19 protein-coding genes are annotated in these 24,944 nt (G+C 47.2%); 2 read left to right on the plus strand and 17 right to left on the minus strand.

What is annotated here, in order from left to right; genetic code table 11:
* Positions 1–18 precede the first annotated feature (18 nt).
* Entirely contained in the window at positions 19–1,536 is a 1,518-nt protein-coding gene (locus GQF01_RS32520) for a DUF4153 domain-containing protein (RefSeq protein WP_161411268.1), read from the minus strand.
* 141 nt (positions 1,537–1,677) lie between these two features.
* Here GQF01_RS32520 and GQF01_RS32525 point away from each other — a divergent pair, with 141 nt between their 5' ends.
* Entirely contained in the window at positions 1,678–3,480 is a 1,803-nt protein-coding gene (locus tag GQF01_RS32525; RefSeq protein ID WP_161411269.1) for an ABC transporter substrate-binding protein, read from the plus strand.
* A 10-nt stretch (positions 3,481–3,490) separates the two neighbouring features.
* Here the strand turns inward: GQF01_RS32525 and GQF01_RS32530 are convergent, their stop codons facing one another.
* The 7 genes from GQF01_RS32530 to GQF01_RS32560 all read right to left on the minus strand — a co-directional run bounded on the left by GQF01_RS32530 (position 3,491) and on the right by GQF01_RS32560 (position 12,393).
* Positions 3,491–5,440: an ATP-dependent DNA helicase gene (locus tag GQF01_RS32530; RefSeq protein WP_161411271.1), complete on the minus strand. Its 1,950-nt coding sequence runs from the start codon at positions 5,438–5,440 to the stop codon at positions 3,491–3,493.
* A gap of 147 nt (positions 5,441–5,587) precedes the next feature.
* A complete protein-coding gene (locus tag GQF01_RS32535; RefSeq protein ID WP_161411273.1) occupies positions 5,588–6,466 on the minus strand; it encodes a radical SAM/SPASM domain-containing protein in 879 nt (292 codons plus the stop codon).
* Between the two features lie 83 nt (positions 6,467–6,549).
* On the minus strand, positions 6,550–7,344 hold the full coding sequence (locus tag GQF01_RS32540; protein WP_161412081.1) for a lipid II flippase Amj family protein: 795 nt from the start codon (positions 7,342–7,344) through the stop codon (positions 6,550–6,552).
* Positions 7,345–7,346: 2 nt separating this feature from the next.
* Positions 7,347–7,769 (minus strand): SRPBCC domain-containing protein, encoded by a 423-nt coding sequence (locus tag GQF01_RS32545; protein ID WP_161411275.1) that lies wholly within the window; start codon positions 7,767–7,769, stop codon positions 7,347–7,349.
* Positions 7,770–7,785: 16 nt separating this feature from the next.
* On the minus strand, positions 7,786–8,457 hold the full coding sequence (locus GQF01_RS32550) for an HAD family hydrolase (protein ID WP_161411276.1): 672 nt from the start codon (positions 8,455–8,457) through the stop codon (positions 7,786–7,788).
* A gap of 376 nt (positions 8,458–8,833) precedes the next feature.
* Positions 8,834–10,633 (minus strand): ABC transporter ATP-binding protein, encoded by a 1,800-nt coding sequence (locus tag GQF01_RS32555; RefSeq protein WP_161411278.1) that lies wholly within the window; start codon positions 10,631–10,633, stop codon positions 8,834–8,836.
* Positions 10,630–12,393, minus strand: coding sequence for an ABC transporter ATP-binding protein (locus tag GQF01_RS32560; RefSeq protein ID WP_202556819.1), 1,764 nt, complete (start codon positions 12,391–12,393; stop codon positions 10,630–10,632). Before GQF01_RS32560 ends, GQF01_RS32555 begins: the two co-directional genes overlap by 4 nt.
* Positions 12,394–13,150: 757 nt before the next feature.
* On the opposite strand from GQF01_RS32560, the gene GQF01_RS32565 reads away from it, so the two are divergent.
* Entirely contained in the window at positions 13,151–14,764 is a 1,614-nt protein-coding gene (locus GQF01_RS32565; protein WP_161411281.1) for a PucR family transcriptional regulator, read from the plus strand.
* Here the strand turns inward: GQF01_RS32565 and GQF01_RS32570 are convergent.
* From GQF01_RS32570 to GQF01_RS32610, 9 genes are all read right to left on the minus strand, one after another.
* On the minus strand, positions 14,761–14,976 hold the full coding sequence (locus GQF01_RS32570) for a hypothetical protein (RefSeq protein ID WP_161411283.1): 216 nt from the start codon (positions 14,974–14,976) through the stop codon (positions 14,761–14,763). The genes GQF01_RS32565 and GQF01_RS32570 overlap by 4 nt on opposite strands.
* The gene (gene hydA / locus GQF01_RS32575) at positions 14,969–16,411 is read right to left on the minus strand and encodes a dihydropyrimidinase (RefSeq protein WP_161411285.1); all 1,443 of its coding nucleotides are present in this window, start codon (positions 16,409–16,411) and stop codon (positions 14,969–14,971) included. Before hydA ends, GQF01_RS32570 begins: the two co-directional genes overlap by 8 nt.
* Positions 16,412–16,413: 2 nt before the next feature.
* A complete protein-coding gene (gene preA, locus GQF01_RS32580; protein WP_161411286.1) occupies positions 16,414–17,706 on the minus strand; it encodes an NAD-dependent dihydropyrimidine dehydrogenase subunit PreA in 1,293 nt (430 codons plus the stop codon).
* A gap of 41 nt (positions 17,707–17,747) precedes the next feature.
* Positions 17,748–19,112, minus strand: coding sequence for an NAD(P)-dependent oxidoreductase (locus tag GQF01_RS32585; RefSeq protein ID WP_161411289.1), 1,365 nt, complete (start codon positions 19,110–19,112; stop codon positions 17,748–17,750).
* Between the two features lie 42 nt (positions 19,113–19,154).
* The gene (locus tag GQF01_RS32590) at positions 19,155–20,429 is read right to left on the minus strand and encodes a M20 family metallo-hydrolase (RefSeq protein ID WP_161411290.1); all 1,275 of its coding nucleotides are present in this window, start codon (positions 20,427–20,429) and stop codon (positions 19,155–19,157) included.
* A gap of 18 nt (positions 20,430–20,447) precedes the next feature.
* Positions 20,448–21,812 (minus strand): aspartate aminotransferase family protein, encoded by a 1,365-nt coding sequence (locus GQF01_RS32595; protein ID WP_235960777.1) that lies wholly within the window; start codon positions 21,810–21,812, stop codon positions 20,448–20,450.
* 103 nt (positions 21,813–21,915) lie between these two features.
* A complete protein-coding gene (locus GQF01_RS32600) occupies positions 21,916–22,719 on the minus strand; it encodes an ABC transporter ATP-binding protein (protein ID WP_161411292.1) in 804 nt (267 codons plus the stop codon).
* A gap of 240 nt (positions 22,720–22,959) precedes the next feature.
* Positions 22,960–23,883, minus strand: coding sequence for a S66 peptidase family protein (locus GQF01_RS32605; protein ID WP_161411294.1), 924 nt, complete (start codon positions 23,881–23,883; stop codon positions 22,960–22,962).
* A gap of 95 nt (positions 23,884–23,978) precedes the next feature.
* Complete coding sequence (locus tag GQF01_RS32610) at positions 23,979–24,899, minus strand: tyrosine-type recombinase/integrase (RefSeq protein WP_328803578.1); 921 nt, start codon at positions 24,897–24,899, stop codon at positions 23,979–23,981.
* Between the last annotated feature and the right edge of the window lie 45 nt (positions 24,900–24,944).

Raw genomic sequence — 24,944 nt, forward strand, 5'->3', positions numbered from 1 at the left:
CCAAGACGACCGATTTTCCTACTTCCACGCCCGATAGCTGGATAGATTCCAGGATGGCCAAGTTTTACTCTTTTGATCACTCATCACACGATCTATCGTTTGCTGGGCTTTACTTAGCTCGGGATGCTTAGCCTGCAAATTCCTCAACGCTGGAACCACATCCGTTGACAGGCTACCCAAGTAATTTAGGTCGATGACACCTGTTTTTTCATAGCGCTCGATGTTGTTAATGGCAATCCGGTGGTCAAGGTTCATATAATTCATCACTACATAGGCAAGAATGGCAGTCGTTATGTAAGCTCTGGACATCGACATCTTTTCCAACCAAATCCGGAAAAAAGCAAGGATAAACAAAATGCCAAGGAAGATCATAAACCCATGCACGAGCAGTCTCGTTTGGGTAAATCCATATGCCTCTTCATATAACGAAAGCCTTCCATAAGCAGAAATTAGCATCACAATTGTACAGGCTACCAGTAAAGTAAGCAGTGCTTTTCGAATCATTTCCCCTAATGGACTGCTAGAGCGAATCCAATGTAAACCAGGAAACAGCAGCGATACATTGATAAGAGCGACAACGACAAGCTCTGCAAAACCTCTACGGGCATATTCCGCATAAGCAACTCCAATTGGCAATAGGCCATCTGCGGCTCCGAATAAATACGAAAACTGAATGATCGCAAACAACACATAAACCACATTCACGCAAACAAGCAGAGTTCCTGCTGTTATTGGATCAAGCAAGGGTTTGTTGCGAATCACATCAGCAGTAGCAGCAGCTGTTTCATTTTCCGTACGGTCAAATGGGTGCGAGGCTTCGATGACTTTTGGGAAAAGCAGTCCCCACATATAACAAAACGTGTACAAGGTAACGGCAACTGCCAGAATGATTCGGCTTATCCCTTCCCCAATGGATACGCCAGTGAACCAAGCCGGAACTTCCGCAATCCAAGATAAGAAAATCCGGTCTGCAGAAGCTAACAATCCAATCACGATAAACAAGATTGGCGCTGCAAGCAGTAGGCCAGCCAAGACCTTTACGACTTTCGCCCACGTCGAATCTTTCGGGTTATCACGGGTAGGCAGCCAAGCTTTGACCATCCCGAAGGGGACAGGGAGATAAGTAATCGGACTGCTGAGAACGTGCCTAACCATGTCTTGCAAGAAAGTAGCATGGTACCAAGCATGTTTGCTATTCCTCGATAACACAACCGTTTGCATCACGATACAAAGCGGCAGAGCAATTATATTTAGCAGGTGGAAAAAGTTATTTGCGAACAAGGCATAGGTCAGCGCCAGCAAAGCAACAGGCACCATCAGCAGCCAACCGGCGGTACTCTGCCCTTTCCACGGTTCAAATCCGCCTAATCTGCCTTTTATCGAATAAAAATAAAGTCCATAGAAGCCGGCAACGCTTAGAAATACAGATATACCTGCTGGACGGCCAATAAATAAATATTGCACCAGCAGTCCGAATAAACAAGCGTACGCTAACATGCAGCTATATTTTCTTTGCCATGGAGCTGGATCTCTCATTGAACTTTCTCTCCTTTAATCATAACGATATGGAATTGCAAGGAATTGATAATTCCTGCCTTTTATTGTAACCTTTAAAACAAGAACAAAAAGTGTAAGTTTAATTTCTGTAATTTCATATTTTATGACGGAGGCCATATGATGAAAATTCGCAAGCATTATTTGACACTTCGGCAGGCTTTCCCACATCTCCATGAAGAGGCTCCACTGGAGACAACGCTCGAAGAGCTTGCGGCGGAGGTAGACTGCACACATCGCAACATGGTGCTGCTCCTCAAGCGGATGCAGCAAGAACAGTGGCTCACTTGGCAGCCCAAGAAAGGTCGCGGCAATCGCTCGACCCTCATCTTTCATATGCGCAAAGAACAATTGCTTCTGGAAGAAGCCAAACAATTCGTGGCCAAGCAAGACCTCGAGTCTGCTCTTGAGCTGCTGCAAACAACCGATCATCCCTCTCACCTGAGAGAGCAGTTTCAAGAATGGTTGTCTGGCCAATTCGGGTTTCGTTCGGAGCTGCAGGGCGATCGGCGATCTGATGTGCTGCGCTTCCCTCTGACCCAAACCATTCACGCATTAGACCCTGCTGCGATCCATTATACTGGAGAATCCCATCTGGTGAACCAGCTCTTCGATGGCCTTGTTCGGATGGATGCAAAGGGTGAGCACATCGTGCCTCATTTGGCGCATGCCTGGGAAGTCGATGAAACGAGAACCATTTGGACGTTCTATCTCCGAAAAGGAGTGCGCTTTCATCATGGACGCGAAATGGCTGCAAGTGACGTCAAGTATGCGCTTGAAAGGCTGCAGCGCTTAGCGCCGCGCGGACTGTACAGCTGGGCATATGCGGGAATTAAGCAGATTTCCTGCCCGAATGACACGACAGTTGTCATCCAACTCGTTGAACGCAATGAATTGTTTTTGGGATTCTTGAGCACGAATCGTGCGGCGATTGTGCCTGAAGACGCGTGCGAATCTGCTGGCGGTTGGATGGGCACGAACCCTGTCGGAACGGGTCCTTTTCGCTTAGCGGGACACGAACATGGCATTTGGATACTGGAGGCCTTTCCTGCGTATTTTCAAGGCAGAGGGTTCTTGGATCGTGTCGAGGTATGGACGCAGCCAGAGCTTGAACATCTGTCTGACTCCGATTCTAAGCAGTCTTTTCAAGTCATGCACAATGTGCGAATTTCGGACATGGATGCTCAGCGCTGGCAGCAGGTGCGACAATCGGGAATGACGACGAAGTTCATGACGGTTAATGAGCGGAAGGAAGGTCCTTTACGAGATCCGCTTATCCGTAAAGCGCTCAGATTTGCTCTAGATCAAGCTTATTTATTAGAGCAGCTTTCTGGGGATGTGATCGAAGCGGCGGACTCTTTCTTTCCGAAATCAGATGCTGAAGGAGAAGAAGTAGATGGTGATGCTCCCCGCCCTTCTTATAGATCCGCAACACTTGATCAGCTGATTCACTCTGCCGGTTATCAAGGGGAGACTTTGATGCTTGCTACGATTCCGCAATACGAGCAGGATGCACTTCTGCTGCAGAACATGTACGAGAAATCTGGCATCTCACTCCAAATCATGCTCATTCCTGCGGAACAGTTCAATGGCGAGCTGCGCATGTCCGCTGATCTTGTTCTTTTCGCCACCATGATGGATGAGCACCGCGAACTACGGCTTTATGATATGTACAAAAGTATGCAGCAACATGCGGCGCCTGAGGTGCAGTCCCTGCTCGATGACAGCTTGCACCAGCTGCGTTATGAAATCGATCCCCTACGCAGAAAAACGCTGCTTGAGCAGTTAGAATCACAGCTCAAGCAGCGTAATAGCTTGCTTTTTCTATATCGCAAACATCTCAAAACCGCCTATCACCCATCGATTCGCGGCATTTCGTTCGATTCTCTCGGGTGGGTACGATTTCGCGACATTTGGTTCACTTAAACGTGCAGCCTTACAGGCTAAATCTCAGCGGTACTCCTGAAGGAAGTACACCTACAATATGCTCGCGAAGCGCATCATTCGTGTGCATCTCTTCGCTAAAGATAGCGATAATCCCGCTATCTTCCCGCGTTCGGATTAAGCGCCCAATCCCTTGTCTCAGCCTTAACAGCATGTAGGGGATGTCTACTTCCTCGAAAGGATCAGAGGCAGCTTCCCTCTTAGCCATGAAAACGGGATCTTGCGGTGGAAATGGAAGCGCCCAGATGATGACGTTCGATAAGGAAGGACCTGGCACATCGAGTCCTTCCCACAAGCTGACGGCAGCCAGCACGCTATGCTCGTCTCCTTGGAAAGAAGCGATGAGATGGCTGATTTCTTGATCTCCTTCGAATAGAAACCGCAGGTTCTCGCACTCGCTCCGCTTCTGAATCTCCTGCTTAAACCTGCGCAGCTCTTCATGCGTCGGGAAAAGAATTAACGCCCTTCCTTCCGTTTTTTGCAGCAGCTTGATGGCTATCTCCATTTTCTCCTGGAATGTTCCACTCGAAGTCCACGTTGGAGCTAACACTTCCATTCGTTCAGCGTAGTCATATGGCGAGTCCACAGAGAACGATAAATACTTGTCCAGTCCCAGGCTATCCGCAATATAATCAAAGGTTCCTTCTACGGATAACGTAGCTGAGGAGAAAACGATTGGCATTTTGGCAGAAAACACTTGCTCTTTCAGTACTTCTTTCACCGTTCTTGGCATGATGACTAAGCTCAAACCTGTAATACTCTCCGTTGCCCAACAGATGAAAGCTTGATCTTGGCGGAACAAAGCCAGTGCCTTCTGCATCATTTCCAAATGCTCTTCGACAATTTTGAGCTGATAGTCGTTCAAAGTGAACATCTCACTTTCGAAGACAAGCTCCTCTTCGATCTGTGATAAAATATCACATAAACGATGAATTTCGCGCAGCAATCGATCATTCATCACAATCTGCTTGCGGTCTGAGCCCACAATCGGCTGACAGCTGCTTTCGAGCACTTCAAACATCAATTCGCTTTGCTCAATCGCCTGATCAATACAGACAGCTAGTGTCTCGCGCACTTCCCCTTTTAACAACCGAACCACTAATTCTTCAAAAACAGTATGCTTAAGCTTGTAAGTCAACGCTTTCTGGGCAGCCGACTCCATCAAATGTCCTTCATCGAAAACGACCGCACAGTGGTCTGGCAGCAAAGGCAGCTGGCCTTCCCGCTTCCGCCCTTCATACGTCCAAACATGCTCCATATAGAAATCATGGGAACAAATAATTAGATCTGCCGATTTCCGGTATGACTCCCGTGACAAGGTTTGACCGCAGCGGTGTCGTTTATCACAGACAAAGCAATCCTGATAAGCATCCCAACTAACACGTTCCCACTGTGCATCATTCAGATCGGGATAGTCTTTGCGATCCCCATACGCATAAAACGATTGCAGAGCTTCCCGAGTGTGGACGAAGTCAGGCAAACCAGCATGTAACTCCCGGTATAAACTTAAATCTTCATGTCCAAAACGAGCTTCATCCAGCTTCTGAAGACACAGATATTGATCCGGTGACTTGGCAAGCCGAGCATCAATGACAAGATCCAAATGCCGCATTAACTTATCAATATCGCCGCCTGGCTTGACCAATTGCTCAATTAACGATTCATCCGCACACGCGATGATGGCCGGTTTCTTCGTTAGTCGCGAATAACAAATGGCATAGAGCAAGTAGACAAGCGTCTTCCCTGTACCTACACCCGCTTCAGCGAAAATGGTCTGTTTCTCAGCAAAAGCCCGCTCCAGCTGAAACGCCATGTAAATCTGCTCATCGCGTACTTCAAACCCTGCTTCGGGTAAAACCTCATAAAATAAATCAGCAATCCAATCAGAAACCTGCTGCATGAATGGCTGTGAATGATCATACTCAAATGGATACCGTCCCACGTTACAAGCCCCCAAAAATAGAAATCTAATCAAACTTGTATTATCTCACTAACTAGGTACAAAAGCAAAGAATGATACAAAAAAGCTTCATTCACTCCGCTTTAATCGTGGAGATGAAGAAGCCTTCCATCCATTATTACCTTCAGTTTACATACTGAAACGTTCCCGATATCCGCATTTGCGGCATAATTCTTCCACTACTTCGCGTCTGGAGAAGCCTTCGAACAAACGGTTCGCACGCTCTCCTTCGACAATCTCAGAAAATGGCGTGTGGTTAATATTGCCTAAATTAATAACGCCTTCCCCATCGAGACAACAAGGAATGACTGTGCCGTCAACCAGGATACCTGCTTGATTTCGCAACGCATGGCAGAAGCCTGGCCCTTCTATTTCTTGTGCCTTCAGATCCGGCCATTGAAACTCATGATCCTGATTCAGATATACGCGTTCTGCAAGTTTCACACCGCTGCCACGCACAAATTCCTCATCGATTTTGTAATCTAGCTCAAACTCTTTCTCCAGCATTTCCAATACTTCGCGATTCCTCTGCCGTTCTTGATTTGTTTGGTTATCCATCGTTAGATTCCATAAACGGAAGGAGATAATGACATTGGACTTTGCTACAATTTCCTTGGCAAAACGCAGAACGCTCATCACGTATCCTTCTTTATCTTCCGAGCCTTCGTGACCATCAAAGCTGTGCAAAGAAAAATTCATTTGTCGAAGTGCCGGTTTGTCCAGCAGCTTATGCCTGTTTTTATTAATCAACGTCCCGTTGGTTGTAATATTGACCTTGAACCCTTTCTCATAGCTCAAATCAAGCAGTTCGTCAATCTTGGGATGCAGTAAAGGCTCTCCTTTGACATGGAGGTAAATATGATCCGTATGCGGCTTGATTTGATCAAGAATATTCGTAAACGTATCTATTTTAATAAAATTAGCTTGCCGCTTCGTTTGCGGACAAAACGTACAAGCTAGGTTGCATACACTTGTAATCTCAATATAAAACTTTTTAAACTTCTTCATGCCATGGCTCCGTTTCTAGCTGCGCTACTATGATAATAGCTATTATAACAAGCTGCACTCCTGAAAGAAAGGAATTGAAAGATTTAGAATATCCATTTGACGATCCATCCGATAAAATACGCTGAAGGAATAAGAAAAGCTTGTGCCAATAAAGTACCTAGAAAACGGGATGTCATGAGAAGCGCATAAATTTTGCCTAACTGACTCCGCTGCGATTCGTCTTGCAGCGCTTTATCTGTGATAAGTCCCAACTGTGGATCGATGAAAATCGTGAGCAATATCGTGGCAATCCCATTAATGAGCCCTGATGCTTGGGAAGCCGTAGTCGCGTACTCAGGTATCAAATGCGCCGCATAGAGGGAAGACAGCACCCCCACTGAATAGAAAGCCGTTACTAGGATATTAATGACCAAAAACCTTTTGGATACTCCTAAATAGCGGAATTGGCTTAGTTTGAACTTTGGCTTTTTCAAGTAGCTTTTGGTGTTTTTCAACTGTTCGATCTTCACGCTAGAAATAAGCTTAGGAATAGAGCCCGCCACTTCGAGACGAGCAATAACCCGTACACTGATGTTGATAAAAGAAGGAAATAACGCAATCGCAATCAGCGTTCCAATGGACGATGCGAACAACGTAATTCGCAAGTATCTTTCTAAATCGAAAGTCGGCTGTGCCTTGGCAAAATCCACGAAATTAGCCGTCATAGGCGCTTGAATTAGGTTGGCTGTACGAGAAACGAGTACGATGATCCCAACCAGCGAAAGCGCAACAGCCAGCTTGTTCACCTTCACTCCAGCAAAACGCACAGAGTAGGACAATGTTTCTGCGGTATGAATGATCATCGTTAAAATGAAAACCAGTATGAGCGTATTTGTCATCGTCATTTGGTCGTTAACTCCATCAACCGGTTCATAACGGCTTCCCAACGTACCTTCATTTCTTCTCTGCGTTGCATGCTGTCGAGCTTTTCTTGATGAAAGCTAATGGTTGTGCGGCCAGGAGAAGCGGCTGGCAGCAGCCGAATTTGCAGAGTTGAAGCTTCTGTCCAGCCAGCAGGCTGCCAAGATAGACGAAGCTGCTCATTCGGTTTAACCACACGAAGAACGCCATGATTCCCTTCCTTCGTACAAAAGGCATGCCCTTTTTCGAACGCAATGGTAGGCGTCTCCCCTAACCAAAGCTTGCGGCCTTGCGGCGAAATCAGTAGCTCCCATGTTTTCTCTTGGCTTAAAGTAACCGTTTTTCTAACCCCAATCTGGAAGCCAGCTGCAGCTGTAAGCCCTACGATTCTCTCTGAATTCATGAACTCTCCCCCTTCGCTATTCCGATCCAGCTCCAAGCTTTTCCAAGTAATCCTTCAGGTCCATCAAATCCCTAATCGTGTAATCTCGCTCAAAATCACCTTCAAAATGGACGTCTTCCTTCCAGATTCCCTTCATTCCCACACTGCGGCTAGCCCAAACATCATTGTGCGGATGATCACCGACATAGGCTGCCTCACTAGGCTGTACTCCCAATCTATCTAATGCTCTATGAAAAATCGCTGGTTCCGGCTTGCGCAGCCCCTCTATTTCGGAAACAAGAATCGCATCAAAATAAGTCATGATCCCTAGTGCTTCTGTATTTTTTGTCTGAAAGGCTCCATACCCATTGGTAATTAGGCCAAGCTTAAACCCGCTTTGTTTCAAATAGGTCAAAAGTTCATGCAGATTGGGAAACCCCACACAGTGTGCACGGAATTGCTCCATGTAATCTTCTAACAAGTCCTCCCATTGCAAGACTAGCTCGAATTCAAGTTTGAGCTGCTGATACACCTTGTCTTTCCAAACGTAGCCTCTTTGATCCAGAGTGATAAACCTGTTCACGTACTCGTTTTTATCGATGTGATGAAGCTCAGGCAACCGCTCGTGCTGATGTTCAACAAAGGCTTTCAGAGATGTCATCCGGTCCAGCAACGTACCATCCAGATCAAATATAATTGCTTTGAACATGGGAGCCATCACTCCTTTCTAGCTAAAATAAAGATTTCGGGTAGTGGAGCGCTCCGCTCCAATCCTCAAAATTGAACCCCTTAAAATCAAATATTCGTGTATCTACCAGTATTTCCCTCTAAAATATTCAAAAAATAATGAAAAATCGCCCTCGCTATTTCGATGAGAACTCTAGGCCGTTATTTTGCTGAGAAGGCATATTCTCCATGAGCAAGGGGAACTCCAGGCCGTTATTTTGCGGATTTCAGTCGAAAATCGTACTCTGTTGGTGGAATAAGACCCTCTAGTTCCGCTCAAAGTGGAAACAACCCGGTTTCCTATGAATTAGGGACTCCAGTTCCCTTTAGCAAAAAAAGAGAGCCTAATGGCTCCCTTTTCATTCTTCGCTTGATTGCCGCTCATCGCCGTACCAAAGTTCACGGAACGTCGCGCTTCGCTGCAGCAGTTCCTCGGAAGTACCTTCGGCTTCGATGCGCCCCTCCTTCATCACAATGATGTGATCGGCACGCATCAGCGCCGTTTTGCGGTGCGAGACGACCAAGCAAGTCGCATCGCTTCGGCGCTGGAACATCCGCTCCCAGAGCTTCTGTTCCGTCTCCACGTCGAGCGCGCTCGACAGGTCGTCGAAGACGTACAGCTCGGCGTCACGCACGAGCATGCGCGCTGCTGCCGTCCGCTGTGCCTGGCCGCCGGAGAGTTTCACCCCGCGCGGGCCGATGACGGTGTCCAGCCCGCCAGGCAGCTGCGCGACGTCGTACTCGAGCACCGCCGCGTGCAGCGCCTGCTGCAAGCTATCGTTTTGCTCCGCTTGCCCGAGCAAAATATTGTTGCGCAGCGTATCGCTGTACAACCGCGGCACCTGCGCGGTATAAGCACTCCGCGGCGGCGTGAAGAAGGTGCCCGGGTCTTCGACGGGCACTCCGTTCCACGCTATCGTCCCTTCCCCTTTGGGCAGAAGCCCAAGGAGGGAGCGCACGAGCGTGGTTTTGCCAGAGCCGATCGCTCCCGTTACAACGGTGAACGATCCTCTTTGCAAGCTGAGGTGAATGTCTGAGATGCCTCTGCCTGTATCCGCATAGGCATAGCTGAGCCCATTCACTTCAAGCCGCTGCAGCGCAGCTTCGCTCCCGAGCGTTGCACGCTCGTTCTGCTCCTGGTTCGTTCTGCTCGCGCTAGCGCTGCTTGGCTTCAAATGCAGCGAATTAACCATCGTCAAAACCTTTGCTGATGCACCCTGCAGAAGAAAGGTTAACCGTTCAAGCGATACGCTCATCTGTTTGAAATACGTAATGAATTTGCCCACATTCGTAATAAATTGCGTCACGAAGGTCAAATAGTAGACGAACAGCGCGAAGTCCCCGACTGTAAAGGTACCTGCTCTCATTTTGGTAGCAGCTAACAAAAGAATAAGCCCTGTCCCTAAATTCACGGAATTGGAGAATACGGAATCCAGCAGTTCAGTCATTAAGCGATCCTTGAGCATCGCCTTGCGACGATTGTCGCCAAAACTGCGGAATCGTTCAATGACGCGCTCCTCGGCTCCCGCCACTTGGATGGCTTGTACGTTACCGAACATTTCGCTGATTTCCCCAGTTACTTTGGAGGTGGCTTCCCTGCTCGCAGCGCGATATTTCTGAAGGCGAACCGTTGCTAGCTGCGCAGCTGAAATGACAAGCACAATTGGCAGAAACACAAGCAGTGTCATTTGAGCATCAATACGAATCAGAATATAACCGGACACGAGTGCAAAACAAGTCATGCCAAATACATCGACAGACCAGCTAGCCGCCTCTTCGGATTGATCCACATCATCCCGGAAATGGCTAATCGCTTCCCCTGGAGATACGGGAATGGCCTGTGCACCTGGCTGTTTTAAGACATGCTCAAGCAAGTTCCTTCTGAGCAGCATCCCCATCCGAAAGCGGAAATGAACATCGGTGATGAACCCGATAACAATGAGGCAAATTCGCCCCAAAGCGGCAGCAATGAGCAGAGCGATCAAACCCCAGACGCCATAACCAAGCGTGGAATTCACCGTCAGAGAGTCAAAAAATTGTTTCGTAATCAAGCCTGGCGCGATCGGTGCCAAGTAAATAATTGTCCAAGCAACCGCATTAGTAAAATAACGCAAAGGACGGTACATAATTAGCCGCCACAGATAGTGGAACGTTGTCATACCAATACCTCCTCAAGCCCGGTGGCAAGTAATTGGCTGAATCTAGAATTGGGGTCTGCGGCTAACTGCTCTCTTCTACCTGTTTCCATCACATGACCATTATCCAAAATAAGAATATGGTCTGCACGCTGTACGGTAGCTAATCGGTGCGCGATCATGATACAGGATCGTTCGGTCAACAGTTTGGAAACAGCTTTCTCGATGCGCTGTTCTGTCAACGGGTCTAGCCGTGAGGAGGCTTCATCCATAATAACAAGTCCTGGTTTCGTTAAAAACACCCGTGCGAACGCAAGCAATTGCGCTTCGCCTGCCGATAAACTGCCTCCACCCGAGGCCAGCATGGAATCCAGCCCTTCAGGCATTGACTCATACCATGAACCGAGTCCAAGCTCAGTAAGCACATCGATAATTTCTTTATCCGTAATAGCGTTGTCATAAAAGGTCAAATTATCGCGAATTGTTCCTTGCATAATTTCGATATTTTGCGTTACCAGCGCCACATGCTTGCGCAGTTCCGCCAATGTGCAATCGCGTATATCGGTCCCTCCTAGTGCAATTGTGCCACTTTGCGGATCATAAAATCGCAGCAAAAGTCTTGCCATCGTTGACTTGCCACTGCCCGTTCGCCCAAGCAAGCCTAACACTTCACCTGGCTTCAAGTTCAACTCTACCCCTTTGAGCGTAGGCTGATCCCCGTCGTAACTGAACGTTACATCACGGAATTCAACTTGAAGTGGTCCTTTTGGCAGCAATGCGCCTGGTCCATCTTTAATCTCAGATTGTGTAGCAAATAGTTCGCGAATGCGGGAAATACTTGCATCTGCCTTCTGCAAATCCTCCATTTGCGTACGGATTTTCTCAATGGGCTTAGCTAGCAGCTCTGTATAAAAGAAAATTAAATACACCGTACCCAGTGAAATGTTCTGGCTGTACCACAGATAAGCACTGATGCCAAAAGCCAAAGCATTGCCCAATGCAAAAACGAAAATCGACATATTCCACATTGCGCAGAAGCCTAGAAAGGCTTTGACTCGCAGCGGCAGCATTTTTCTTAGCATTGTATAGAAGCGATTCATGACGAATCCTACTGCTCCGTTGGCGCGGATATCTTCCGTCCCCTCCAGATGCTCACCGATAAAACCATAAAACTCGGCATTCGCCTGGCGCCAGCCCGCCCACACAGGAACGGCGAATTTACGAATCCACTGAATCATAAAAACAGCAAATATGACGAAAAAAGCCATGCCCGCGCCAATGATCCAATTCTCCCGGAATAATAAAACGATAATGCCTGCCATCAAAAGCAGATTGCCGAATAGATGAATAATCATGCTGGAAAAGAAATTCGCAAGCGCATTCACATCGCCGTCCACCCGTTCGATTAGCGAACCTGACGTATGCGATTTATGAAAGGACATATCCAGTGATAAGCAATGTGCTGCCAAATCAACGCGTAATTTATTCGTTGTTTTCCAGCCGACATTTTCGCTGTAGTATGTCGCTACAACGGAGACTAGCTGCTGCACAAGCGAGAAACCAATGAAGAAAATGGCTGCTGTGATGAGCGGCTGCATGGCGCTGCCGGTTTGTGCCTGATCAATAAAATAGCGGATAATTTGCGGATTAACTAGCTGTAGTCCTATAGAAGCGAACAAAAGTAGCGTTAGTAAAATGAGTGTACCTCTCTGCGGGAACAAATATCGCCTCAATAGCTCAGCGTACTGCCCCATGGAGTTACTCTTTTTGGGTTTCACTTTCATTATGTAAGGGCCTCCAGTGATTATTAATGACATTAATCATTCATGTCGTTAAGCATTGTCCTCCTCTTCCAATCGTACATTCAATCATACTAAATTGAGCTGCAACCGACAACGCACGTTTTCATTTCCACTAACACCGGTTGAGGTGGAGTCGAGGAGTGGATAGAGTCGGCGAGAGTTCAGTAGGAGATTGAAGTTGGGTCGAAGATCAGGGGTCGAAGATCAGGGGTCGAAGATCGGGAGCGAGTCAGCAAGGGAGCAGTTGGATTAGGCCTGGGTTGAGGATCGGGGTCGAGTCACTGAGAGTTCAGTCCGTTTGGTGCTGGGTCGAAGGTCGGCGACGGGCCACCGAGAGCACAGTCCGATTATTTCATTGGATGAATTCCAATGAAAACATTAAGTTTCGGTCACGATAAGCTAATCTATTGGATGAAATCCAATGATATCAGTTAATCGTGGGGTTATTACGCTAGATTTGGCAGTTCTATTGGATTTCGTCCAATGGGACCAGCCCTTTTAGTTCATAAATGACGTTTCCATTGGAAATCATCCAATGAGGATACGAGGTCCCCATATCTGTGTAGCTTTTACCAACGCTAACGTGAAGCTTCTCTAACAGAAAAAAACCGCGATTCCTCGCGGTTCCCTCCTACTATAAGAATTATCTCCACAAGTCATTTGACACATTGTATAATAGTAAAAAATCACCAATACGGCTCTCATGTTACCTTCACTAACACATAGGCGGTGGATGATAATGGTTCAGACACTTTTGCAATTAACCGTGAAAGACATTTTGCAGCGTCCTTTGTTTCAGAAAGCGGAAACCATCGCAAGTGAAGAAGCATTGAACCGCTCCGTTCGTTGGGTTCACATCATGGAGGTACCGCATGTCGGCCATCTATTGAATGGCCATGAACTCATCCTCAACACAGGGATTGGTTGGCACGATAACGAAGATATAAGCCTTTCCTTCCTCCAGCAATTGATCGATAGCGGAGCTTCTGGACTTTGTATTGAACTAGGGACTTATACGAAACAGCCCCTCGAACGAATGAAGGAGCTCGCACTGCGCGAACATTTTCCACTCATCTTTTTCCATGAAGAAGTCCGATATATTGATATTACCCAAGATTTGCATGCCTATTTCATCCATCAGCATTACACGATGGTGTCTGAGCTCGAAGCTCTATCCACACAATTGAATCAACTGCTCCTGTCAGGAAAAGGACTGCAGCCGCTCTTGCAGCTTTTGCACGAAACGACGCTAGCCCAAGTTGCCTTTTTTCCATATGGAGAGGAAGCCCGGTTTATCCCGGAAATACCGAAGACGGAAGCAGATCTCTTTTATGAAAAATGGATATTTGGCGAAATCTTTCGACTACCTGATGTAAAAAGCAAGCTCGCTCATCGCCCTATTCTAGCACTTGAGCGCATGTTTGCGGATCTACTTTTGTACGGAGATCAAGAGTTGAGCGAATTTCAGATTCTTGCGTTAGACCGCTTCGCAACGGCCATTGCCCAAGAAATGATGCGCACGACCTACATAGAGGAGAAGAAACGGTACAAGCAGGATCTTTGGGTCATGGATTGGCTGAGCGGAAAGCATAACCAGCAAGTCATTCGAGACTATATGCTTGCCCTGAAACCCCATGTGAAGCTTGATCAAGCCGTTGTGTGCGTGTTTGAAAGCAGATCTGTTCGGGAAGACGCAAACGATCATGAAGCACACCTCCTGCAAAAACAGATGGTAGCGCGCTCCATTTTCGAAGGTGAAGGCTTCTACATGGTCCCTGCCTTTACCAATTCTCATTTTGTTTTCATCCTGCTTGATCAGCTTGGGGCAGCACCCTTTCAAGATCGAATGATAAGGGCCATCCAGCGCTTGCTTAAGACAGAAAACTTGCAAGAAACTGCGCTTTTCTCACCTTTTCTAGGAATTGGCAAAAGAATCAGTGATCCCTCTCTCCTTCAGATAAGCTATCAAACCGCACTCGATACGATTGAAGTTCAGAAAGACATCGGTGTACTGACCAAACCTTTCTACGATGAGCTTCACGTGGGCAAAGTCATTCTGACGATGAAACAAAGCGGTTCGCTAACCTCCTTTATTGAAGAATACCTTGGGCGTATCCTCCTCTATGATCGGGAGAAAAACGGCCAACTTTTGAAAACACTGAAAATGTATTTAGCTTTAAGCGGGTCGAAGCAGGAAACAGCGAAAGAGCTTTTCATCGTAAGGCAAACCTTATATCACCGTCTGGACAAAATCGCCCTACTATTAGGCGAAGACTACATGCGCCCTGACAAAAGGATGGCCATAGAGCTAGCGCTGCATGGTTACGAATATATGCATGGCATCATAGCTTAGAGCTGTTCCTGACCTTGCCGAATGAGCAGCGTGGCATAATACTTCCTCGCATTCGCTGTCTTCAGATGGAGAGTCGCTGTTTCACCACCGGGGTGTTCGAATTGCAGCCATGCGCCGCTCAAATCTTCTTTCACCCCAACGATCTTAAATTTCTGCGCAACGAAACCATCCAGCTTTTGCTTCTCCAGTATAAATTGTGCATGCTCAGACATGTGTTGCACCCCTTTGATCTACGGTAACTTGCTTAATTGAAACCTGTAGAGATTCGGATGGATAGGTATGCCGTTTCACAAACTGACCAACACCAGGCGTGCCCACGAATTGTTTATTCTGAATCACATACTCCCCTCTCGATAGCACAGTAACTGGCTCTCCAGTGATTTCAATTCCTTCAAACGGATTATAATCCACGTTCATATGATGCGTATCGGAGGAAATAACGCGAGTTACATTCGGATCAAAGATAACAATATCGGCATCGCAGCCCACGGCGATTGTTCCTTTCTGCGGGAATAAACCAAACAATTTGGCACTTCGCGTAGACACGATATCTACGAAATGGTTGAGCGTTATCCGCCCTTTCAGGACGCCTTCTGAGAAAAGAATCGAGAACCGATCTTCGATACAAGGTCCACCATTCGGGATTTTGCTAAAATCACCTAGCCCCAGCTCCTTCTGACCTTTGAAGTTAAAGGAGCAATGATCGGAACCCAACGTTTGAAGCTGTCCGTTCTTAAGTGCAGTCCACAGCGCATCTTGATGCTCTTGCGGGCGTAGCGGTGGCGACCACACGTATTTTGCACCTTCAAAGTTTGGTTTCTCTAAATACGTTTGATCTAACATTAAGTATTGCGGACAAGTCTCGCCCCAAATATCAACCCCCTGACTACGCGCTTGGGCAATCTGCTGAACAGCTTCCTCGCAAGTCACATGAACGACATACAGCTGAGAATTGGCTAATGCGGTTAGTTTGGCTGCGCGCCCCGTAGCTTCCCCTTCAATCAAGGATGGACGTGTCAGCGCATGATAGATCGGCTCCGTGTTCCCTGCTTCCAGCGCTTCCTTGATCAAATAATCAATCACGTCGCCATTCTCAGCGTGCACCATTACTAATGCTCCATGCCGCTTAGCTTCGAGCAAAGTTCGATAAAGCGTACCGTCGTCGGCTTGAAAAACATTTTTGTATGCCATGAATACTTTGAGCGATGTGATCCCTTCGTCATGTATCATTTTCGGTAGCTCAGCCAGCACCTCGTCGTTAATTTCTGCAATCATGAGATGGAAGCTGTAGTCAATTACAGCCTTGCCCTGCGCTTTGTTATGCCAGGTTTGAACGGATTGGCTCAGCGGTACGCCTTTATTCGTCAGACAGAAATCAATGATCGTGGTCGTTCCTCCGAACGCTGCAGCCTTCGTTCCTGTCTCGAAATTGTCTGCTGTAACTGTCCCCCCAAAAGGCATATCCAAATGCGTATGCGGATCAATGCCGCCAGGGAAAACATAAAGTCCATGCGCATCGATGATTTCAGCGCCTTCTACCTCGATATTAAGCCCAATCTGCGCAATGATGCCATTCTCGATTAGAACGTCCGCTTGATAGTGGTCAGCAGCTGTCACAACCGTGCCATTCCTAATAAGTTTGGCCATCGTTATACAGCCTCCTTTTTGTTGGAGTTTCCTTCGGACAGCTTAGCAATCGCCTCTTGTCTTTGGTTCCATGTCATGGGAGATTCAGTGCTAGCCATCTCAACCATTGTGATCGCACCTTCTACAGGACAAACAATAGCGCATAAGTTACACCCTACACAGTCTTCTTCTCGCACTTGCAAATAAGACTGTCCCTCATCGCTGGTCAGCATATCAATGCATTGATGAGAGGTATCCTCACAAGCAATATGGCACTTATTGCAGTTAATGCAAGTGTCGTTATCAATTTTGGCGACAACCGCGTAGTTAAGATCCAAATTTCCCCAATCTGAGTAACGGGGAACGGATTTTCCGATCAAGTCCGTAACGCTGGCGAGACCTTTTTCATCCAAATAATTGTTTAATCCGTCAATCATATCCTCCACGATTCGGAAGCCATGATGCATGGCAGCTGTACATATCTGCACCCCTGTAGCACCCATCAGCATGAATTCAACGGCATCGCGCCAGTTAGAGATACCGCCAATTCCAGAGATTGGAATGCCAACCTCGGAATTTCGCGCACAATCGGCGACCATGTGCAGCGCAATCGGTTTCACAGCCGGACCGCAGTAGCCGCCATGTGAGCCCTTTCCTCCGACATGAGGAATCGTATTCCATGTATCAATATCAACGCCAGCCAGCGAATTGATCGTATTGATCAAGGAAATCGCATCCGCTCCGCCTCGAACTGCCGCCTTCGCTGTGCTTGTTATGTCTGTGATATTCGGCGTCAGCTTCACGATAACCGGCGTCTTCGCCGCTTCTTTCGCCCACATCGTTTGCGCTTCCACAAGGTCGGGCTGCTGCCCGGATGCTGATCCCATACCGCGCTCCGCCATCCCGTGCGGACAGCCAAAGTTCAGCTCAAGACCGTCCACACCGACGGCTTCGACTTTCTTTACAATTTCATGCCACTTTTCACGTTTGGGTTCAACCATCAGCGATACAACAAGCGCATGATTCGGAAAGCGCTTCTTGGTCTCGTATATTTCTTGCAAATTAACCTCAAGCGGGCGGTCTGTGATCAACTCAATATTGTTAAACCCAGCAACACGTTGCCCATTGAAATGAACCGCTGCGAACCGCGAGGAGGTATTAATAATCGGGTCTCCGAGGGTTTTCCATACCGCCCCGCCCCAACCGGCTTCGAAAGCTCGTTGAACTTGGTAGCCTGTATTGGTTGGTGGTGCCGATGCCAACCAGAACGGGTTTGGTGAAGTTATGCCTGCTAGATTGATGCGTAAATCTGCCATGCAGTATCCCTCCAGTATGATGTACGATTAATGACCAGCTATTAGGCAGACTCGTTCTGAGCTATTAGCACTCCTTTGTAGATGGCGTAAGCGGCTTGTTTCCCTTGCTGAGCGGCTGAAACTACCATCGCCTCCCCTTGTCCTTCTCCGAAAATAACATCACCTGCCGCAAATATTTTGGGATTCGAAGTTTGACCTGTTTCTGGATTAACAGTTACTGTCCCTCGAATATGTGTCAGCTCGAATTGATCGATTAGAGATTCATGGCGCGTTTGTCCGATCGCTTTGATCACGACATCAACCGGTAGGACAAACTCAGATCCGGCTATTGGGAGAGGCCTCTTACGCCCAGCATCAACATCCACCAGTTCCATCCGCACGCATTCCAAGGCTGTTACGTTGCCGTTCTCATCGCCGATGATCCGTTTTGGAGCGGTAAGCCATCGGAACTCAACGCCATCCATCTTGGCAAAATCAAATTCAAAATCATACGCTGTCATTTCCGCTTGCGTTCGCCGGTACACAATTTGAACCTGATCTGCGCCAAGTCGTACTGAACAGGTAGCTGCATCAATAGCCGTATTTCCCGCGCCAATAACGGCTACACGCTTCCCGATCAGGCTCGTATCCAGATCGCCGCCTGATTTCGTAGCTTCAACGAAATCAATGGCATCGAAGACGCCTGTTAAGGCTTCGCCTTCAATACCGAGCATCGGCACTTTCGACATACCGACCGCCAGAACAATCGCGTCATAGTCGTTCAGCAGCGATTCAGCCGTAATATCCACGCCAACTCGCGTGTTCAATTTGAAATCAACACCAAGCTGGCGAATCTGCTCTACTTCCCAGAGTGAAATCTCCTGAGGCAATCGGAAAGAAACGATTCCATATGTATCTAACCCTCCTGCCTGATCTTTGGCTTCGAAAACCGTCACTTGGAAGCCGAATCGGGCAAGCTCTCGAGCTGCCGAGAGGCCCGCTGGTCCACTGCCAATGATGGCAACAGACTTCCCAATACTTGCTCCAGCTTTGAATAAGACAGGCTCATTATTCATTGCCCAATCTGTTGCATAGCGCTGCAATTGCCCTATTAGAATAGGCTTGGACGAATGATTAAGTACGCAAGCCCCTTCGCAGAGTTCCTCTGTCGGGCATACTCTAGAGCACGTGGCACCTACCGGATTGGCCTCCATAATTACGCGGGCAGAACCTTTGAGATTGCCAGAGGCGATCTTTTTAATAAAAGAAGGAATTTCAATCCCTGTCGGACAGGCGCGTACACAAGGAGCATCATAACAATACAAACATCGATTCGATTCTTCGATCGCCTCTTTGTGCTTCATGCCCGCTTTAACTTCGGCGAAATTACGTTTCAAATCATTTAGTGAAATAAATGATGTCCCCATTTGCCACACCTCCGCGCTTATAGGCTAACTATCAGGTAATCCTCATCTAGCCTGTGATCCTGGAATCTCCAAAGCAATTCGGCGCGCTGTGCGATAAAGAAGCTCTGTACCTAACGTGATGTCGTCAGGACTTGCAAACTCCTTGGGATTATGGCTGATCCCCTCCAAGCACCGTACGAAAATCATCCCGTAATCGCACACATGGGACATGGCAAGAGAATCATGAAACGGACCGCTCATGAGCTCCGGCGGAGAAAACCCCATCTCACCTGCCTCCTCACGCAAGAATTGCATGATCCAACCTGCGCAATAACGAGGTTCACTGTTCGTATCCTCGCGAATCGTATAGGTAAGCCCATGCTCCCTTGAAACGTTCTCAATCACACTCAACAATTCGGTTTCGAGCGCGTTGCGACGGGCTAAATCGATATCGCGCAGATCGATGGTGAAGGATACTTTCTCGGGAATAATGTTGCGAGAATCCGGAAAAACGGTGAGAGATCCTACTGTTCCAACGGTCGGGGCATCAGGTACTTGCTGGACAAGCTCATTGAGAGCAACGATAATCTTGGCGCAACCAAGCAAAGCATCATGTCGCATCGACATCGGGACAGAACCTGCATGACCCGCAAATCCGGTCATCTCAACTGTGAGCCATAACGGACCAGAGATGCCTGTAACGATACCGATTGGCGCATCCAACGCTTCAAGAACCGGCCCTTGTTCAATGTGCAGCTCCAGGAACGTCCCGATTCGTCCTTGCTGAAACACATAACCTTCGAAATCGGCCGGGTCACATCCGAATGCTATCAATGCTTCTCGGCGAGTAATGCCACTTTTATCCATTCGCTCGAGCTCATTGTCTTCTAGCTTGCCAGTCATTCCGCGGACACCGAACAAGCCTTTATTGAACCGGCATCCTTCTTCATCACAGAACGCCACAACTTCGATATCGCATTCAGGCGTTTGGCCTGAATCAACTAGAGTCTGTACCACCTCAATCGCGCCAAGCACGCCAATTGCCCCATCGAATCTTCCGCCGTATGGCTGGGAGTCGATGTGCGAACCAAGCATGAGGACTGGAGCATCTGGATTACGGCCTTTCAACATTCCAACGAGATTGGCGAATGGATCGATGTGAGCTTCCATCCCCGCCTCTTCCATCCACTGTTTTACAAGTTCCACGCCTTCGCGATCTTCCTTGGAGAGCGCCAAACGACATACGCCCGTTTCTCCGATTTTTCCGATTTGCGAAAGGTCATGAATATGCTGATGTAAGCGTGAAGTGTTGATTTGTATCCGAGGGGTTGTAGACAATGTCCTTCATCCTTTCTCCTAATTGGCTTCGAACACAGCAAGTAAAGTGTCTACGATAAATGAAATATCCTCATCTGTTGAAGAAAATGGCGGGCTTAGCGTAAGAATGTTTGCGTAACCTGGAACGGTATCCCCATTCTTGCCGATTAACAGCCCTTTTTGCTTGCATGCCGCAATAATGCTCATTACGCGCTCTGCCGATGCAGGCTCCTTGGTCATTACATCTTCAACGAGCTCAATACCCATCGCTGATCCAAAAATTCGAATCTCACCTATATGTGGATGTTTCTGTAGTGGCTTCAAGCCGTCTTTAAAGGCTTTTCCGATATGAGCGGAGCGTGCCACCAAATGTTCATTTTCTAGAATTTCAATGTTTTTCAAAGCGACAACACAGGAAACCGGATTGCCTCCAAACGTGTTAATATGGCGCAAATGGCTTGTGGGTTCTTGGCTGTTTTTGAATGAATCATACAATTCCGCTGAAACTGCCGTTGCTGATAGCGGAGAGTATGCGCTTGTCATGCCTTTGGCCATCGTGACAATGTCCGGCCTAACCCCATAATTCAGGTGGCCGAATTTCTCACCAGAACGTCCAAAACCGCAAATGACTTCATCTACGATGAGCAAAACGTCATACTTATCACATATGCTGCGCACCGCCTTCAAATACTCGTCCGGCGGAACAATCATGCCTCCTCCCGTAATGACTGGCTCCATAATGACACCAGCAACGGAGTCTGGACCTTCCCAAACAATGACATCCTCGATGGCTTTAGCGCATTGCAAGCTGCAGCTCCCTTGCTTTTGTCCAAAAGGACAGCGGTAGCAATAAGGTGGCGGAACGTGTTGGAATCCAACACCTAGTGGTTCATATTTCAGCTTTCGCTGTGCTTGCCCCGTTGCGCCTAATGCCCCCATCGAATTCCCATGATAGGCGCGATGCCTAGAAATGAACTTATGCTTCGTGGCCTTACCGATTTGGTGGTAATATTGCCTGGCGATTTTGAAAGCTACTTCATTGGCATCCGAACCTGAGTTAGAGAAAAAGATCCGATAATCACCATCCAGCCACTCGTTAATTTTTGCAGCAAGCTCGATGGACGGGATGTGAGATTGCACCATGGTGGCATAAGCGAGTTTCATCATTTGCGCAGCGGCGGCTTCGGCAATTTCCTTCCGTCCATGGCCTACATTCACGCACCATAACCCAGACATGCCGTCTAAGTAACGATTGCCGTCCACATCCGTCACCCAGCTCCCTTCACCGGAAGCAAGTATCATGGGGTTCTCGTTATGTGCAGACATATGGTGCCACACATATTTGCGATCTTTCTCAAGCAACTCCTCCTTGAACGACAGATCACTCATTTCTTCACTCGGCATAGACAGCCTCCTCTCCTCGTAATCCTTGCCAAAAAATCTCCTCTATTATTTCTATGTATATAAAGAGATAGACATCCCTTGGAGCCAATGTTAAATGTTTATTTCATTCCGCTTTATGAGATTGACCCTCGTACAAGCTCGTTCGAATTGCGGCGGATAACGCTTGGAACGGGTCCGAATCCCGTGTTTGAGCAGTTCGTTCCTCTCCAAAGCCGACGTGATGAATTGAATGTATACGTCCTGGATGAGCCGTCAGAATAATGACTCGATCAGACAGGAAGACGGCCTCGGAAACGCTTTGAGAAACAAAAATGATGGTTTTCTTCGTTTTTTTCTTAATCGCATACAGCTCAATTTGCAGCTTATCCTTCGTGAACTCATCCAGCGCAGAAAAGGGTTCATCCATAAATAAAATAGGCGGATCCAAAGATAGAGCACGAGCAATAGCGACTCGTTGCTGCATGCCTCCGCTCAGCTGCCAAGGGTAATAATCTTTAAACTTGGTTAAACCTACCGTGTCCAGCAGTTGATCGACCGTATGTCTATACTCCGAGCGGCTTTGGCCTAACACCTCGAGCGGAAGCTCAATATTCTCCTGTACGGTTCGCCACTCAAATAACGTTGGCTGCTGCAGCACGATTCCGAACTTTCTGCGCAAACGGACTTCCCGCGGATGCTCTTTCTCAATCAGAATTTGCCCGCTGGACGGTTGCAGCAAGTCTGCCATTATGCGCAGCAGCGTTGATTTACCACAGCCCGACGGACCAAGCAAGGATACGAATTCATTCTGGTGCACATCGAATGTGATGTCCTGGAGGACTGTCACTTGCCGCCCTTTTTTACCGAACACCTTGCATACGCCATCCAATGATATTTCCACCTTTTGCCGAGAAAGCTCTGAATTCATCCTGCTCCTCCTCAACTTGCCCTTATTAACCTGTTATAGATGTGTTATTTACAATAACTGTATATGTTATATTATATAACACCTATCAGTTATTACATTATACAAAGTGTTCCGAAATGCATGCTTCAACGTGACAGAGTGTAAAGTCTTCCCACTCGAATTCAAATAACCCTGTCTCCTAGTAGAGTCAGGGCTATTACATACATTACATAATTAATATTATGTAAACAAATTTTCATGCTACATTTTAACCGTTGGTTCAAGCACTGTAAGTGTGTTATTCGAGGTGTTGAGATCCACCATTGCTCCAATTGGAATTGCTGCCTTATAGGAACCATGCGCGGTGCTTAAATTCGTCATAAGTGGTTTGCCAAGCGGATAAATCAAACTGTTGATAATATCATCATACGAAGTTGAATACGAAACCGAACAATTCGTGCATTGACCCATAACAATCCCTTGGCAATGTTGGAATTTGCCAGCCATGATCAATTGCGTCAAATAGCGATATATCGTGTTCGTTGGTTCATGCGTCTCTTCGATAACCACGATTTTCCCTGTTGTGTTTATTTCATACGGTGTCCCCAGTGATCCTACGAAAGAGGTCAGATTTCCCCCAACAATTTGCCCACTGACATTGCCATGAACTAAACTTTTCAGCTGCATCCCAGGTGGATTTTGAATCACTCTGCTCTTGGATAATGTCGACGTCGCCGCGAAAAACTGATCAAAGTTATAAGCAGGTGTACTCGTATTAAAATCAATTAAAAGAAGGCTTTGAAAGGTAATTAAGTTTGCAAATTGGTTAAGCACGTTCAATAAAATGGTAATATCACTGTAACCAGTAATAATTTTTGGATTTCTGCTAATCAACTGATAGTCCAGATACGGTAAAATATCTCTTACTCCTGTGCCTCCCCTGGTTGGCAATATCATCTTGACCTGAGGATTTGAAATCATCTCCATAAAATCTTCAGCGCGCTGTGGAGCTGTGGAAGCTACGATCCCATCATAAGAATAGGCATATTTCCCCACTAGTACGTTAAAACCCATTCCTTCAAGCGTCTCAATTCTTGCATCAATGATACTCGCGTCAAGCGGACTTCCTAACGTAACAATGCCTATGGTGTCACCACCGCGTAAGATGGGGGGCTGTATGGCCATTTGGATGCCTCCTACCAATGCCCTTGTACGGCTAAGGTTTAATCTCTCTTTTGCCTTATGCGCCAAAAGTGAAAAATATACCATTGGTTGATCTCTTATATCCCCATCCCCGCCGGAATGAACGCTGTAACCCGATTCATTGCCTCTTGCTTCTGCTTATCCGCAACGTGCGTGTAGATTTGAGTTGTTTGTATGCTCGCATGACCCAATAATTCCTGCAAAGTTCGAATATCCGTTCCTGCTAATACCTGCATCGTAGCAAATGTATGCCGGAGCTTGTGACTGGAAATCGACTTCCCTTGCAGCTCCGCATAATGTTTCTTCAGTTCTTCAAAATGTTTCTCCGCGATTGTTTGAATCATCCGAATGCTAATCCGTCGCCCAAATTGCGAGACGAAAAATGGCTGCTCGGCTTTGCTGCGCGAATCCAACCGTTCTGTCAGTGCTTTACTAAGCACTTTCACTAACTCCTCAGGCAGTGGAATTAACCGCCATTTCCGCCCTTTGCCATATACCAGCAGTGACTTGGTCGTCAGGTTGAAATCTGATGTATTCAATCGGTGCAGCTCGCTTACCCGGAGCCCAGCGTAACTCATCAACAGAAACATAGCCACATTGCGAATTTGATATTTCCCCTCAATCGATTGCAGAAAAACAGACAGCAGCTGCTCACTTAGAAATGTAGGAATTTGATTCTTCTCTACTTTTGATTTCTTAATGTTCAGAGATGGATTGCTAGTCGCCAATTGCAGCTCGATCAAAGCGGAGAAAAAAGTCCGGATCGAAGACAAGTACCGATTACGCGCAGCATCCCCTGCTCCTCCCTGACGCATTTTCGTTAAAAAGCGCATTATATCAATGGCTTCAATGTTGTCTAGAGATTTGGTCATCGACGAAAGAAATAACCGAACATCACCTAAGTAAGCTTGCTGTGTTCTTTTGGTAAATCCCTGATCCTTCATCCAGGTATCAAAAAGCTCCAAATAGTCGTCGTCATACTCGAATCCTTGTCCCACCCTTGTTCACTCCGTCCATTAGAATCTAAGTTGCGTTAAATATAG

It is taken from the genome of Paenibacillus silvestris (genome assembly GCF_009882985.1).
GTDB classification, from domain to species: Bacteria; Bacillota; Bacilli; order Paenibacillales; family NBRC-103111; genus Paenibacillus_E; species Paenibacillus_E silvestris.

Coding starts and splice junctions, on each gene's coding strand:
- GQF01_RS32565 (WP_161411281.1), top strand. CDS start 13,151: ATGGTTCAGACACTTTTGCAATTAACCGTGAAAGACATTTTGCAGCGT.
- GQF01_RS32550 (WP_161411276.1), bottom strand. CDS start 8,457: ATGTTCAAAGCAATTATATTTGATCTGGATGGTACGTTGCTGGACCGG.
- GQF01_RS32600 (WP_161411292.1), bottom strand. CDS start 22,719: ATGAATTCAGAGCTTTCTCGGCAAAAGGTGGAAATATCATTGGATGGC.
- GQF01_RS32525 (WP_161411269.1), top strand. CDS start 1,678: ATGAAAATTCGCAAGCATTATTTGACACTTCGGCAGGCTTTCCCACAT.
- GQF01_RS32595 (WP_235960777.1), bottom strand. CDS start 21,812: ATGCCGAGTGAAGAAATGAGTGATCTGTCGTTCAAGGAGGAGTTGCTT.
- GQF01_RS32605 (WP_161411294.1), bottom strand. CDS start 23,883: ATGGCCATACAGCCCCCCATCTTACGCGGTGGTGACACCATAGGCATT.
- GQF01_RS32570 (WP_161411283.1), bottom strand. CDS start 14,976: ATGTCTGAGCATGCACAATTTATACTGGAGAAGCAAAAGCTGGATGGT.
- GQF01_RS32585 (WP_161411289.1), bottom strand. CDS start 19,112: ATGGGGACATCATTTATTTCACTAAATGATTTGAAACGTAATTTCGCC.
- GQF01_RS32520 (WP_161411268.1), bottom strand. CDS start 1,536: ATGAGAGATCCAGCTCCATGGCAAAGAAAATATAGCTGCATGTTAGCG.
- GQF01_RS32535 (WP_161411273.1), bottom strand. CDS start 6,466: ATGAAGAAGTTTAAAAAGTTTTATATTGAGATTACAAGTGTATGCAAC.
- GQF01_RS32555 (WP_161411278.1), bottom strand. CDS start 10,633: ATGACAACGTTCCACTATCTGTGGCGGCTAATTATGTACCGTCCTTTG.
- preA (WP_161411286.1), bottom strand. CDS start 17,706: ATGGCAGATTTACGCATCAATCTAGCAGGCATAACTTCACCAAACCCG.
- GQF01_RS32545 (WP_161411275.1), bottom strand. CDS start 7,769: ATGAATTCAGAGAGAATCGTAGGGCTTACAGCTGCAGCTGGCTTCCAG.
- hydA (WP_161411285.1), bottom strand. CDS start 16,411: ATGGCCAAACTTATTAGGAATGGCACGGTTGTGACAGCTGCTGACCAC.
- GQF01_RS32560 (WP_202556819.1), bottom strand. CDS start 12,393: ATGAAAGTGAAACCCAAAAAGAGTAACTCCATGGGGCAGTACGCTGAG.
- GQF01_RS32540 (WP_161412081.1), bottom strand. CDS start 7,344: ATGACAAATACGCTCATACTGGTTTTCATTTTAACGATGATCATTCAT.